This is a genomic window from Streptomyces sp. NPDC088246 (assembly GCF_044741025.1).
In the GTDB taxonomy this organism is placed as follows: Bacteria; Actinomycetota; Actinomycetes; order Streptomycetales; family Streptomycetaceae; genus Streptomyces.
On record NZ_JBIURV010000008.1, the window covers coordinates 92,092 to 104,449 of the forward strand.

Here is a 12,358-nt window from a genome sequence, read left to right on the forward strand (position 1 = left end):
GTTGCTCTGCTAGCCGAGGAGGCCGAAATGGCAAGTGCCGGCACCGGGCCGAGTGTGGCGCGTGACGCCACCCCGAGTTCGCATCATCCCTTCCGGTACGGCTGGACCGCCTTCGCGGCGGTTCTGATGATCTTCGGCGGAGCGATGGCGATCTTCGAAGGGATCGCCGCCATCGCCAAGGGCAACATCTTCGCCGCCACACGCAACTATGCGTTCCAGTTCAGCCTCACCGGCTGGGGCTGGATCCACCTCATTCTGGGCATCGCCATAGTCCTCGCCGGCTGTGCGCTGTTCACCGGGGCCGCATGGGCACGCGTCGTGGGCATCGTGCTCGCAGGCCTGGGTGCACTCGCCAACTTCCTGTGGCTGCCCTTTTACCCGTTCTGGTCCATTGTGCTCATCGCCATCAACGTCTTCATCCTCTGGGCGCTCTGCGCGGGTCCGGAGGAGGAGCAAGGGGCCTGAGGCCACGGCCTGCCCGTCATCCTTGATCCGGTCGGGAGCCGGCACTCGCCGGAGTGTCGGGTGCCGGAGGCAGGGCGGCCGATGACGGGGTGAGCCTGAGCGTGACGACATAGGAGACCACGACCGAGACGATCGCCAGCGGCATGACGGTGAGGCCCTCGGACCCCAGCAGCAAGGTGGCCAGCAGCACCGAGGTCATCGGCAGCTTCAGAATCGCCACGCACATGGCACCGATGCCCATCGCGAAGCCCGACGTCGGATTCAGCCCGGGGAGATGGGACAGCGCGAGTCCGCCCGCCGCTCCTACGAACATCGCCGGAAAGACGGGGCCTCCCCGGAAGCTGCTGAGGGACGCGCAGTACGCCAGCGCCTTGCACAGGGCGAGCACCAGGAGCGCGGCAACCGAGTAGCCCGCGCTCCGGGAGAGCAGCGGGCCGAGCGCGCTCTCCCCGGAGAACAGCACCCCGGATGCGTCCCTTCCCGTGCCCAGCGCGTACACGAACGCCACCAGGCCGACGACGAGGCCCATGACCACGGTGGCCACCACAGTCCGCTGCTCGACCCGAGCCTGAAGGAACAGGGCGAGCCGCTGAATGCCCGCGCCGGCGAAGGCTGCCGCGAGGCCCAGCACGACTGCCCAGCCGAACTGCGCGATGTCGGGCTCCTCGGCGTGGGGCACATGGTGGAGCGCCAGGGAGTACGTCCCCAGGCCGGTCCATGAGCCGAGACCGGTGAAGATGAGCGCCCCGATGCCGGCGGCGAGCAGTCCCGGCACCAGGACCATCCCGAGCAACATCCCGGCCAGCCCCGAGGCCTCCATCAGGAGAAAGGCGCCCAGGAGCGGAGAGCCCAGCAGTGCGCTGATGGCGGCGAAGCTCCCCGCGGCTCCCACCACGGCACTCGCCTTGGGGCCGATGCCGGGCTTGACCAGACGCACCGCGTACACGGCCAGACCGCCGCCGAGCGCGATGAGCGGCGCCTCGGGACCGAGCACGGCCCCGACACCCAGCGAGGCGAGCGCCGCGAATGCGATGCCGGGCAGCTCCACCGCCGAGGGCGCCCCCGTGTTCATGAGACCGTCGGCGGGCCGGTGGCCGCCCTTTCCGGGGAGGTGGCGGACGGTCAGCCCGGCCAGCAGGCCGGCCACGGCGAGCAGCGGCACCGGCCACCAGGAAGGCGTGCCCGTGAAGCCCAGCGCCCTGGGCAGGTCGTCGTAGGTGAGCGACTGGAGTTCGTGGACGAGGGCGAGGAAGCCGAACGCCACCGCCGAGATCGGGATTCCGAGAAGCGCCGCCATCACGAGGAGCATGGCGTAAGCGCGGGTGCGGATCAGTGTGAAGGGGTCCGGCGGCGCCGTGGTGGTGGCCGGCATGATCGTTGTCTCCTCGGTGTCGGAACCCATCTGGAACACGCTGTCCCGCAAGCGTCCACAAGGAGTTAGCACAGTGCGGTCACGTGGCCGCGATGCCCCCGCTGTGTGCGGCGGTGATTTCCGTACGGCCATTCGCTTGGACCAGCGCCGTGGGCGGGCCACCGCCCACGGGGTCACGACGGCAAAGGCGGGCCTCCGATGTGAGCACGCGTGATGAACAGCAGACCGGGCCCGCCCCGCAGGCCGTCCGCGCGCGACAACCATCCGTGGCGGCGGAGGACGGGAGGGGTGCGGCTCGCCCCACTCGGCCATGGGAGCGACCCGCTGTCCGTCCAATGGTCCAACGGGGCCCAGGCTCACCCACGTCCATGACCGAGATGCGCTGTGGTGCACCCGCTGTTGCAATGGCCAAGGCCGTGGTCTCCGGCGGAACCGGGGCAGTCGAGATTCTGAGGAGCTGGCGTGAGCGGCGAGAGCGACGAGACGGGACCGATCGACTACCTGGTGATCGAGTTCCCGGCGGGAAGCCGGATGACGGGAGAGGGACTGCCCCTGCTGGTCGACCTGGTCGACCGGGGCATCATCCGGATCCTGGATCTGATCTTCGTCAGGAAGAACCAGGACGGAACGGTCGAGGGCGTGGAACTCTCCGAAGTGACCGGGGACGGCGGCGAAGACCTCGTCGTGTTCGAAGGGGCGTCCTCGGGCCTGCTCGGCCAGGACGACATCGACGAGGCGAGCTCGGTCCTCGAACCCGGCAGCGCTGCCGGAATCCTCATCTACGAGAACGTGTGGGCGGGACCCCTCGCGGCCGCGCTGCGGCGCTCCGGAGGCCGGCTCGTCGCCAACGGGCGTATCCCGATCCAGGAGGTCCTGGCCTCGCTCGACGCGGCCGAGTCCAGGGTCTGAGCCGTTCACGGTCCCGTCGGGCCGACCGTCCCCGCTGAGCCCCGGTCGGGCGGACCGTCCCCGTAGAGCCAGTCAAAGGAGATGCACCATGCCAGGCCTTCTTCGCGGCGTCGCCCGTACAGCGGTGATCGCCGGAACCGCCACCTCGGTCTCCAATCGGGTCTCCCGGCGGCAGGCGGGCCGCTGGGCACGGCAGGACGCCGCGCAGGCACAGACGGCCCAGCCGGCCCCCGCAGCGCCTCCGTCGCCCGCTCCCACGTCCCTCGCACCGGAGGACGAGATGAGCAACAAGATCGCTCAGCTCAAGGACCTCGGTGACCTCAAGAGCCAAGGAGTGCTGAGCGACAGCGAGTTCGCGGCTCAGAAGGCCAGAATCCTCGCCTCCTGACGGGTCCGGGCCGGCCACCGGCGCCGCTGCGGCTCACTGCCGCTTGTCGTCCCAGGGGGTGCCCATCCAGCTGTCGAAGGTGCGGATCAGCGCCGTCAGCGCGGCTGCGAGCCGCCAGTCGACCCACGGTGCGTGGACATGGATCTCGTCGTCGTCCGACCGGAACTCCAGCGGGACATCCTGGCCGGCCCGCCAGATGACGCGCCGCGGCCCCCGCGCCGCATCGCCGCCGCCGCTCAGGAGGCTGCCCACGCCGATGGCCACCTGGACGGGGAACAGCAGCCACCACACGTACCACCAGAAGATCCGGCCCTTGAGGCCGACCGCCTCCTGGCAACCTGTCTGCGCGACCGTCCAGCGGGTCCGCAGCCCCTTCCCGGCGAGGGCCTTCTCGCGGACGAGTGTGCCGATGGGCTCACCCTGCGCGCCCAGCACCTGGTACGTGGCGACGCCATCGGCTGCGGACGTGGTGACCAGGGTCGCCACCCGGGCCCGGCGATCGGGGTCGGCCCACAGGACGAAGGAACGCGCACCCGTCTTGCGGGCCGCGAGGTACGCGGGTATCCCGCCCTGCGGCAGTTCGCGCTCCACATGGGCGACCACCCGGGACTCCCCGCCGGGCTCGTCCGCGAACTTGACGACATGGCCGATGGGCGCGACCGCATCAGGGGTGATGTCCTGTTTCGCCTTTTTGTCCTTCTCCGGTCGGAGGACCGGCTCCAATGTCAGCACGCTGTTCACCCGCGAACTCCTCCGTTGTGTGCCGTTCGGAAGTCGCAGAGTAGACGGGCGTCTTGAGAAGATCGATCCGTGGAGTCCGCTGAACCCTTCCCCGAATCCGGCGTCGAGCCGTTGCCCGGCGGTCCGGCCGGCCGGACCGCCCGCCGACGGGTGGTGCGCTGCCGCATGTGCGGGCGCCCGCTCACCGGTACGGAGTCACGCCGCACCGGCCTCGGCCCCGCCTGCGGCGCCAAACTGCACCCGGCGCCCCCGGACATCCGCACCCGCCGCCACGAGGTCGAGCAGGACCCGCTCCCCGGCATCTGAGCCCAGGCACGGCTACGCACCCAGGCGGCGGAACAGCCCCTCCTGCACCACGGACACGAGCAGATTGCCTCCGCGGTCGTAGATCCGGCCGCGCGCCAGCCCTCGTCCGCCTGTTGCGATCGGCGACTCCTGGTCGTAGAGGAACCACTCGTCCGCCCGGAACGGCCGGTGGAACCACATCGCGTGGTCCAGCGACGCCATGTCGAAACCGCGCGGACCCCAGAGCGGCTCCACCGGGATACGGACCGCGTCGAGCAGCGTCATGTCACTGGCATACGTCAGCGCGCAGGTGTGCACCAGCGGGTCGTCGCCCAGCGGGCCGACTGCACGCATCCAGACCGCACTGCGCGGGTCCGCGCCCTTGATCTCCTCCTGCGTCCAGCGCAGCCGGTCGACGTACCGGATGTCGAAGGGCTGCCGGCGGGCCATGCGCTCCAGCGCCTCCGGAAGCGCCCCGAGGTGTTCGCGCACCTCCTCGGCGACGGTCGGCAGCCGCTCGGGGTCGGGGACCTCGCGGGCGGGCGGCAGCTGGTGCTCGAAGCCCGCCTCCTCCGGCCGGTGGAAGGACGCCGTCAGATTGAAGATCGTCCGGCCCTGCTGGACGGCCGTGACCCGGCGGGTGGTGAACGACCGGCCGTCCCGGACGCGCTCGACGTCGTAGACGATCGGCACACCCGGACGCCCCGGACGCAGGAAGTAGGCATGCAGCGAATGGACAGGCCGGTCCCCGTCGGTGGTACGGCCGGCCGCCACCAGCGCCTGCCCGGCGACCTGGCCGCCGAAGACCCGCTGGAGGGACTCCTCGGGGCTGCGCCCGCGGAAGATGTTGACCTCGATCCGCTCCAGGTCGAGGAGGTCGACCAGGCGCTCGGCGGGGTTCGTCATGCGGTTCGTCTCCACTCTCGCAGGGGTGCCGGATGCACGGCGGGCGCGGTCACAGCTGGCCGACCGAGGTGACCCTGACGACCGCCCGGCCCTCTTCGTCGGAAGCCGCCAGATCGATCTCTGCGCTGATGCCCCAGTCGTGGTCGCCGTTCGGGTCGGCGAAGGTCTGCCGGACCCGCCACAGGCCGTGCGCGGCGTCCTCGTCGATCTTCAGCAGCTTCGGCCCACGGGCGTCCGGACCGGTGCCCAGATCCTCGTACTCGTCCCAGTAGGCATCCATCGCATCGGCCCACGCGTCCTCGTCCCAGCCCGCGTCGCCGTCCAGCTCGCCGAGCGCGGCGACCTTGTCCAGCGCGGCCAGCTCCACCCGGCGGAACATCGCGTTGCGGACCAGCACCCGGAAGGCGCGGGCATTGGCCGTGACGGGCTTCACCTCGTCGGCCCGCTCCTGCGCCTCCTCGGCGGTCTCCACCTCCGGGTTGGCGAGCTGCTCCCACTCGTCGAGAAGGCTGGAGTCCACCTGACGGACCATCTCGCCGAGCCAGGCGATCAGGTCCTGAAGGTCTTCGGACTTGATGTCGTCCGGGATGGTGTGCTCAAGGGCCTTGTACGCGCTCGCGAGATAGCGCAGCACGATGCCCTCGGTGCGGGCCAGCTCGTAGTTGGAGGTGAACTCCGTGAACGTCATGGCGCGTTCGTACATGTCGCGGATCACGGACTTCGGCGACACCGGGTGGTCGCCCACCCACGGGTGGCTCCTGCGGTACACGTCGTAGGCATGCCACAGCAGCTCGCTCAGCGGCTTCGGGTACGTGACGTCCTGGAGCAGCTCCATGCGCTCCTCGTACTCGACACCGTCCGCCTTCATCCGCCCGACCGCTTCGCCCCGCGCCTTGTTCTGCTGGGCGGCGAGGATCTGCCGCGGGTCGTCGAGCGTCGACTCGACGACGGAGACCATGTCCAGCGCGTACGAGGGGGAGTCGGGGTCAAGCAGGTCGAACGCGGCCAACGCGAAGGTGGACAGCGGCTGGTTGAGCGCGAAGTCCTGCTGGAGATCGACGGTGAGCCGGACGATCCGGCCCTCCGCGTCCGGCTTGTCGAGCTGCTCCACGACACCGCCGTCCAGCAGCGAGCGGTAGATCGCGATGGCCCGGCGGATGTGACGCAGCTGCGCCCTGCGCGGCTCGTGGTTGTCCTCCAGCAGAAGCCGCATCGCCTCGAAGGCATTGCCGGGGCGCGCGATCACGGACAGGAGCATCGTGTGCGTGACCCGGAAGCGGGAGGTCAGCGGCTCCGGATCGGACTGGATCAGCTTGTCGAAGGTGGTCTCCGACCAGGCGACAAAGCCCTCGGGGGCCTTTTTGCGAACCACCTTGCGCTTCTTCTTCGGGTCGTCGCCCGCCTTCTTGACGGCCTTCTCGTTCTCGATGACGTGCTCGGGCGCCTGCGCCACGACGAAGCCCGCCGTATCGAATCCGGCCCGGCCCGCGCGGCCCGCGATCTGGTGGAACTCACGTGCGCGCAACGTACGGACGCGGGTGCCGTCGTACTTGGTGAGCGCCGTGAACAGCACTGTGCGAATGGGCACGTTGACGCCGACGCCGAGGGTGTCGGTACCGCAGATCACCTTCAGCAGACCGGCCTGGGCGAGTTTCTCCACCAGCCGCCGGTACTTCGGCAGCATGCCCGCGTGGTGCACGCCGATGCCGTGGCGCACATAGCGGGAGAGGTTCTGGCCGAACTTGGTGGTGAAGCGGAAGTTGCCGATGAGATCGGCGATCTTCTCCTTCTCCTCCTTGGTGCACATATTGATACTCATCAGCGACTGCGCCCGCTCGACGGCCGCGGCCTGGGTGAAGTGCACGATGTAGACCGGCGACTGCCTGGTCTCCAGGAGTTCGGTGAGGGTCTCGGTGATCGGGGTCAGCCGGTACTCGTAGCTGAGCGGGACCGGCCGGGTCGCGGAGCGCACCACGGAAGTGGGGCGGCCGGTGCGGCGGGTCAGGTCCTGCTCGAACATCTTGACGTCACCGAGCGTGGCCGACATCAGGACGAACTGGGCCTGCGGCAGCTCCAGGAGCGGGATCTGCCAGGCCCAGCCGCGGTCCTGCTCCGCATAGAAGTGGAACTCGTCCATCACGACCTGGCCGATGTCGGCGTATTTCCCGTCGCGCAGCGCGATGGAGGCCAGCACCTCGGCCGTGCAGCAGATCACCGGGGCGTCGGCGTTGACGGAGGCGTCGCCGGTGAGCATGCCGACGTTCTCCGTACCGAACAGCTTGCACAGGTCGAAGAACTTCTCCGAGACCAGCGCCTTGATCGGTGCGGTGTAGAAGGTGACCTTGTCCTGGGCCAGGGCGGTGAAGTGCGCAGCTGCCGCGACCAGGCTCTTTCCGGAGCCGGTCGGAGTGGAAAGGATCACATTCGCGCCGGAGACCACCTCGATCAGCGCCTCCTCCTGAGCGGGATAGAGGGTGATGCCCTGCGTCTTCGTCCATGACGAGAAAGCCTCGAAGAGGGCGTCGGGGTCGTCGGTCGGGGGCAGCTGATCGATAAGGGTCACGCCCCCATCTTGCCTGCCTTCCGCCCGGATGAGGGAACCGGACGACCGTATGAAGATCACGGACGATACGCTGCCCACTCAACTCGGCCGTGCCTGGGCGGCAATGGCAGCAGGACAACTTTGGGGGCGGGCAGAACGATGATGGGACCGGCACACTCTCTGTCAGGGGCGGCGGCCTGGCTGGGGGTGGGCGCGGCGGCGGCCGCCGCCGGCCACGCGATGCCGTGGCCCGTCCTCGCCGTCGGTGCGCTGATCACCGCCGGAGCCGCGCTCGCCCCGGACCTCGACCACAAGTCCGCGACCATCTCGCGCGCCTTCGGTCCGGTCTCCCGGGGGCTCTGCGAGATCGTCGACAAGCTCTCGCACGCCGTCTACAAAGCGACCAAGATGCGCGGCGACTCGCACCGCAACGGCGGCCACCGGACCCTGACACACACCTGGCTGTGGGCGGTCCTGATCGGTGCCGGGGCCTCCGCCGCGGCGATCACCGGCGGCCGGTGGGCGGTCCTGGCGATCCTCTTCGTCCACCTGGTGCTCGCCGTCGAAGGACTGCTGTGGCGGGCCGCCCGGATGTCCAGCGACGTCCTGGTGTGGCTGCTCGGCGCGACCAGCGCCTGGATACTGGCCGGCGTCCTGGACAAGCCGGGCAACGGTTCGGACTGGCTGTTCAGTGCCCCCGGCCAGGAGTATCTGTGGCTCGGGCTGCCGATCGTGCTCGGCGCCCTCGTCCATGACATCGGTGACGCGCTGACCGTCTCCGGCTGCCCGATCCTGTGGCCCATACCGCTGGGCCGCAAGCGCTGGTACCCGATCGGGCCGCCGAAGGGCATGCGGTTCCGGGCCGGCAGCTGGGTGGAGCTGAAGGTGCTGATGCCGGTCTTCATGGTGCTCGGGGGAGTGGGCGGGGCGGCCGCGCTGAACTTCATCTGACCGCTGTGGTCCGACGGCTGTAGTCCGACCGCCGGGTTCCGGCTGCCCGGATTCAGGTCGTCGGAGCGCTCAGGCCGACTCGCGGGGGGAACCAGGCGGTGGGCCAGGACGATCTCCCTGGCCGTTCCCGGACCGTCCCCGTCGAGCCGGTCGGCCAGCAGCTGCGCGGCCGGACGGCAGATCTCCCGGGCCGGGTTGAGAACCGTGGTGAGGGCGGGGGAGACCAGTGAGGCCGCCTCGATGTCGTCGTACCCGGTGATCGCCACGTCGTGCGGCACCCGCAGCCCGGTGGCTCGTGCCGTGTCCAGCGCGCCGATCCCGATCAAGTCGTTGGCGCACACCACGGCGTCCGGCCGCTCCGCGGCGTTCAGCACGGTGGTGGCCCCGGCCCGCCCGCCCTCGCGGGTGAAGCCGGTCCGGGCGACCAGCTCACCGGGCACCGGCAGCCCGGCCGCCTGCAAGGCCTTGCGGTAGGAAGGTGCGCCTCACATGGCCCGACGGATCGCGCTCCGAAGGCCGCAGGCGGTGGTCGGAGTGATTCGGGGCCGGTCGACGAGGCCGGCGTCGATCAGCTCGGCGAGCCGCCGGGGGAGGGAGGGCAATCGGTCACGTACCGGCACCGGCGGCTCGCGCAGGACGACGGCGACCGGGTCGGCACCGGGCGGGAAGTCACGTGGGGCCGAGCCGGTGAGCATCCAGTACAGGCAGGCTGTCACGGCCCACAGATCGGCCTCCGGGCGAGCGTACTTGAAGTCGATCACCTGGCCGCGCGGCATGAAGGCCAGGCTTCCGCCCATCGCGCCGGTCAGGGTGTGCCCGGACAGTCCGGCGCTGTCGAACGCCTTGGCCAGGCCGAAGTCCGCGATCTTGAGTGTCATCCGCTCCCGGTCACCGGTGAGCAGCAGATTCTGCGGTTTGATGTCGCGATGCACCAGCCCGCGACGCACAGCGACGGTCCCGTCGGGGAGCCGTACGGGTACCTCCGCGGCGTGCGCGTAGTCAAGGCCGCGCAGCGTCTGCAGGGTGATCGCCAGCGCCTGTTCGACGCTCAGTCTGCCGCCGGCCCGGACGACCCGGTCGGCGACACTGCCCCAACGGCAGAACTCGCAGGTGAAGTAGAACGTGCTGCCGTGCACGCCGCCACCGTGGAAGGCGACCACATTGCGGTGCCGCAGGGCCCGCGTGCAGTCGAACTCGCGCAGGAACCCGTCGCGGGCAGCCCGGCTGACGGAACCATGGGCCGACAGCGTCTTCAAGGCGAGGAGTTCACCCGTCTCCTCTCGGCGGGCGAGGTGGACGACGCCCTGCCCGCCACGACCGAGCTCCTGGAGCAGTTGGTAGCCGCGGATCGCGGTGAGGCCGGTTTCGCCCGCCTCCGCGGCGGCCAGCAGCGTGTGCAGGGCGTCGGCGGGGTCCTGGCGGGCATCGGGCACGGTCGCGGGCTTCGGGTCGGTGACAGTGACCAGCAGGAGCGCATTTCCGAGGCGGATTTCGTCTCCATCGGTCAGCTCCCGGACGGCGGGGCTCCCCTTCAGCGGCCTCCCGTTGACGTACGTGCCGTTGCGGCTGCCGAGATCCTTCACCCGCAGGTGCGGCGGATTGACGTCGAACATGCAGTGGTGGCGGGAGGCCTTCTTCTCGCTCCGGGCCAGCCGGATGCCGCATTCCTCGCCGCGCCCGACCAGGCAGGTGGTGCGGCGGGTGAAGGTGTGGACCTCGGCGGACGAACCGGCGCGGACTGTCAACGACACCGAGGCAGGCACGCTACCCGCGGCCTTCCCCGCCGGGTGACGGCTGCGGCGTGAAGTCGAAGTCCCAGTTGAGCTCCCACCCTCGGACAGTGCCGTGGTAGTCGCCGCTCACCAGCCGGTGGTCGTCTTCACTGAGGGCCAGGGTGTGCACCTTGCTCCGATGTCCCTCCAGAGCGCGCAGCAGGCGACCGGTGTCCAGATCCCACACACGGATCTGCCGTCCGCGTACGCCGGCCACGGCGAAGCGGCCCTCGCTGGTGAGAGCGAGCGCCGTGGTCTCGCCCGCGTCGGGGATCGATCGCAGGACCTGACCCGTGGCGAGGTCGAACACGGTCAGTGCCGAGTGATCGGCGGTCACTCCCCGCCGGCCGTCGACGCTGGTCGCGAGGATCTGCTCGTTGTTGACGCCCTCCACCGAGTAGAGGTGCCGGCCCGTCAGGGTGTCGAAGGCCCACAGGCCGTGGGCGCCGTAGTCCAGCAGCGTTCGGCCGCCGGGGCTGAAGCGCAGGCTGAGTCCCGGAGGCCGCTCGGTGTGATTCCATAACCGCTCGCCCGAGTCCAGATCCCACAGGCAGAGCTCATCCTCATGGCGGTACCAGGACGTGGACACGGCCTCGCCGATATTGGCCCTCGATGCCGCGAACCGGCCGTCATCGCTGATGGCGACCGCAGCCACAGCACGGCGATGGGACGTGACGTTGCCCCAACGCGCATTGACCCTGCGCTGCGCCCTGTCGATCACCAGATCGCACCAGCGCAGTTCGCCGCTGCTCTCGCCGGTGAGCACCCGGTCTCCCGCCGGAGTCATCGCCATCGCTCCCATGTTGCCGTTGCTCGACAGGGGGTAGGCGCAGTCTCCGACGAGGTCGAGCAAGAAGATGTTCCCGCCGTACTTGTCGTGGAGGACTGCCGCCTGGTCGTCGCCGGTCAGAGCCAGGGCCGTCGCCGACCCCATGTCCCAGGTGAATTCGGCGAATCGTCGGCCGTCGGCCGCATTCCAGACGTCGATCGGCCCCCCGAGCCGGACGGTGGCGAAGTAGTTGCCGTTCCGGCTGAGCGCGAGTGTGAGCGGATCGGGGAAGTGCCCGGCCCCGTCGAGGTCGAAACCCGACCACGCGCCGCCAGGTGCCCGCCTCCGCCTCGAACCTGCGTCTGCCCCCGGCCGAGGCGACCAGTTCCGGGCGGGGTGTCTTCACCGCGAGGTCGACGTTCCAGCCGCGGTGCCGCACCCGGTGGACCACGCCCATACCACCGCTGTGTACGACGTCCAGCACCTCGTACAGGTCGAGGATCACCTCGCCGGGCTGCCAGCTTTCCGGTGCCATCAGTCGGCCATGGCGACGTACAGAGGACTGCCCAGGAGTACCCGCGTGTCCGGACGGGGGTCCAGTTCGGGGTACGGACTGGCGCCCTCCAGTAGACGCCGGGCCACGAATTCCACGGACTGCGCCGGACCGCGCAGAAGGCGTCCGGCGGAGTGCACCCAGGCCAGTGCCGACGGGTCGGTGGGCATCTCGACGCCGTCGGCGGCGAAAGCCGCGGCGAGACCCGCGAGCAGTGACGGCATCGAGGACGCCGCGAACACCGGATCCTGCGGAGCGCTCCCGCCCAGCACATGGCTGCCGGCTCCACCGAGCCCGACGATCGTCCGCTCGGTTCGGCCGCCGAAGTACACCGACGACCCACCGCCCTCGCCGCGTAACGGTCCCCACTGCATCGGCAGGGTGCCGCGGAAATAGGGACCCGGATCGTCCACCGACCCTGTCTGTTCGTGCTCGCGCAGGTACTCGAGCACCCGCTCCAGCCTGGCCACCCGGTCCGGCGCGGACGCCTCGACACTGCGCTTGAAGGTGAAGAGCTTCAAGCTCATGCCGGCCTCCGTGGTGCGTCGACCGGCGAAGGACGGGTCGATCTGCGAGAGCAGCATGTCGACCTTGGCGTCGCTGATGTAGAGGTAATAGCGAATCGACATCTCGTCAGGTTATCGCCGCCCCGTATCTCCTGACCCGGTTTTGTCGAGGAGATGGATGACTCGCGAGGCCTCGACG

The 12,358-nt window shown here is 69.8% G+C and carries 12 protein-coding genes and 1 pseudogene; 5 read left to right on the forward strand and 8 right to left on the reverse strand.

Annotation, left to right across the window (positions count from 1 at the left end):
* The first annotated feature begins 27 nt into the window (after window positions 1-27).
* Window positions 28-465, forward strand: coding sequence for a hypothetical protein (locus ACIPEK_RS13870; protein WP_401995245.1), 438 nt, complete (start codon window positions 28-30; stop codon window positions 463-465).
* 16 nt (window positions 466-481) lie between these two features.
* Here ACIPEK_RS13870 and ACIPEK_RS13875 read toward each other — a convergent pair whose 3' ends face one another.
* Window positions 482-1,867, reverse strand: a complete 1,386-nt coding sequence (locus tag ACIPEK_RS13875; RefSeq protein ID WP_401994900.1) for a chloride channel protein — start codon at window positions 1,865-1,867, stop codon at window positions 482-484.
* Window positions 1,868-2,299: 432 nt separating this feature from the next.
* On the opposite strand from ACIPEK_RS13875, the gene ACIPEK_RS13880 reads away from it, so the two are divergent.
* Together ACIPEK_RS13880 and ACIPEK_RS13885 are read left to right on the forward strand one after the other, a co-directional pair.
* Window positions 2,300-2,746: a DUF6325 family protein gene (locus ACIPEK_RS13880; RefSeq protein ID WP_401994902.1), complete on the forward strand. Its 447-nt coding sequence runs from the start codon at window positions 2,300-2,302 to the stop codon at window positions 2,744-2,746.
* Window positions 2,747-2,834: 88 nt separating this feature from the next.
* Window positions 2,835-3,134: an SHOCT domain-containing protein gene (locus ACIPEK_RS13885; RefSeq protein ID WP_401994904.1), complete on the forward strand. Its 300-nt coding sequence runs from the start codon at window positions 2,835-2,837 to the stop codon at window positions 3,132-3,134.
* Window positions 3,135-3,167: 33 nt separating this feature from the next.
* Here ACIPEK_RS13885 and ACIPEK_RS13890 read toward each other — a convergent pair whose 3' ends face one another.
* Window positions 3,168-3,875, reverse strand: a complete 708-nt coding sequence (locus ACIPEK_RS13890) for a hypothetical protein (protein WP_401994906.1) — start codon at window positions 3,873-3,875, stop codon at window positions 3,168-3,170.
* A 69-nt stretch (window positions 3,876-3,944) separates the two neighbouring features.
* On the opposite strand from ACIPEK_RS13890, the gene ACIPEK_RS13895 reads away from it, so the two are divergent.
* Window positions 3,945-4,181, forward strand: coding sequence for a DUF6011 domain-containing protein (locus ACIPEK_RS13895; protein WP_401994908.1), 237 nt, complete (start codon window positions 3,945-3,947; stop codon window positions 4,179-4,181).
* A gap of 12 nt (window positions 4,182-4,193) precedes the next feature.
* On the opposite strand, the gene ACIPEK_RS13900 is transcribed toward ACIPEK_RS13895, so the two are convergent.
* Window positions 4,194-5,066, reverse strand: coding sequence for an acyl-CoA thioesterase (locus tag ACIPEK_RS13900; RefSeq protein WP_401994910.1), 873 nt, complete (start codon window positions 5,064-5,066; stop codon window positions 4,194-4,196).
* Between the two features lie 49 nt (window positions 5,067-5,115).
* Window positions 5,116-7,629: a DEAD/DEAH box helicase gene (locus tag ACIPEK_RS13905; protein ID WP_401994912.1), complete on the reverse strand. Its 2,514-nt coding sequence runs from the start codon at window positions 7,627-7,629 to the stop codon at window positions 5,116-5,118.
* A gap of 138 nt (window positions 7,630-7,767) precedes the next feature.
* Here ACIPEK_RS13905 and ACIPEK_RS13910 point away from each other — a divergent pair, with 138 nt between their 5' ends.
* Window positions 7,768-8,559, forward strand: coding sequence for a metal-dependent hydrolase (locus ACIPEK_RS13910; RefSeq protein WP_327276642.1), 792 nt, complete (start codon window positions 7,768-7,770; stop codon window positions 8,557-8,559).
* A gap of 146 nt (window positions 8,560-8,705) precedes the next feature.
* On the opposite strand, the pseudogene ACIPEK_RS13915 reads toward ACIPEK_RS13910, so the two are convergent.
* From ACIPEK_RS13915 to ACIPEK_RS13930, 4 genes and pseudogenes are all read right to left on the reverse strand, one after another.
* Window positions 8,706-8,999: pseudogene (locus tag ACIPEK_RS13915) on the reverse strand (substrate-binding domain-containing protein); the annotation flags it as partial.
* A gap of 45 nt (window positions 9,000-9,044) precedes the next feature.
* Window positions 9,045-10,310 (reverse strand): protein kinase, encoded by a 1,266-nt coding sequence (locus ACIPEK_RS13920; RefSeq protein WP_401994915.1) that lies wholly within the window; start codon window positions 10,308-10,310, stop codon window positions 9,045-9,047.
* A gap of 13 nt (window positions 10,311-10,323) precedes the next feature.
* Complete coding sequence (locus tag ACIPEK_RS13925; protein ID WP_401994918.1) at window positions 10,324-11,265, reverse strand: WD40 repeat domain-containing protein; 942 nt, start codon at window positions 11,263-11,265, stop codon at window positions 10,324-10,326.
* A gap of 369 nt (window positions 11,266-11,634) precedes the next feature.
* On the reverse strand, window positions 11,635-12,282 hold the full coding sequence (locus ACIPEK_RS13930; RefSeq protein ID WP_401994921.1) for a DUF7019 family protein: 648 nt from the start codon (window positions 12,280-12,282) through the stop codon (window positions 11,635-11,637).
* Between the last annotated feature and the right edge of the window lie 76 nt (window positions 12,283-12,358).

What these genes read in the sequence shown, in the direction of transcription:
- ACIPEK_RS13870 (WP_401995245.1), top strand. Translation starts at nt 28, where the DNA reads ATGGCAAGTGCCGGCACCGGGCCGAGTGTGGCGCGTGACGCCACCCCG.
- ACIPEK_RS13875 (WP_401994900.1), bottom strand. Translation starts at nt 1,867, where the DNA reads ATGGGTTCCGACACCGAGGAGACAACGATCATGCCGGCCACCACCACG.
- ACIPEK_RS13900 (WP_401994910.1), bottom strand. Translation starts at nt 5,066, where the DNA reads ATGACGAACCCCGCCGAGCGCCTGGTCGACCTCCTCGACCTGGAGCGG.
- ACIPEK_RS13885 (WP_401994904.1), top strand. Translation starts at nt 2,835, where the DNA reads ATGCCAGGCCTTCTTCGCGGCGTCGCCCGTACAGCGGTGATCGCCGGA.
- ACIPEK_RS13930 (WP_401994921.1), bottom strand. Translation starts at nt 12,282, where the DNA reads ATGTCGATTCGCTATTACCTCTACATCAGCGACGCCAAGGTCGACATG.
- ACIPEK_RS13925 (WP_401994918.1), bottom strand. Translation starts at nt 11,265, where the DNA reads ATGGGGTCGGCGACGGCCCTGGCTCTGACCGGCGACGACCAGGCGGCA.
- ACIPEK_RS13910 (WP_327276642.1), top strand. Translation starts at nt 7,768, where the DNA reads ATGATGGGACCGGCACACTCTCTGTCAGGGGCGGCGGCCTGGCTGGGG.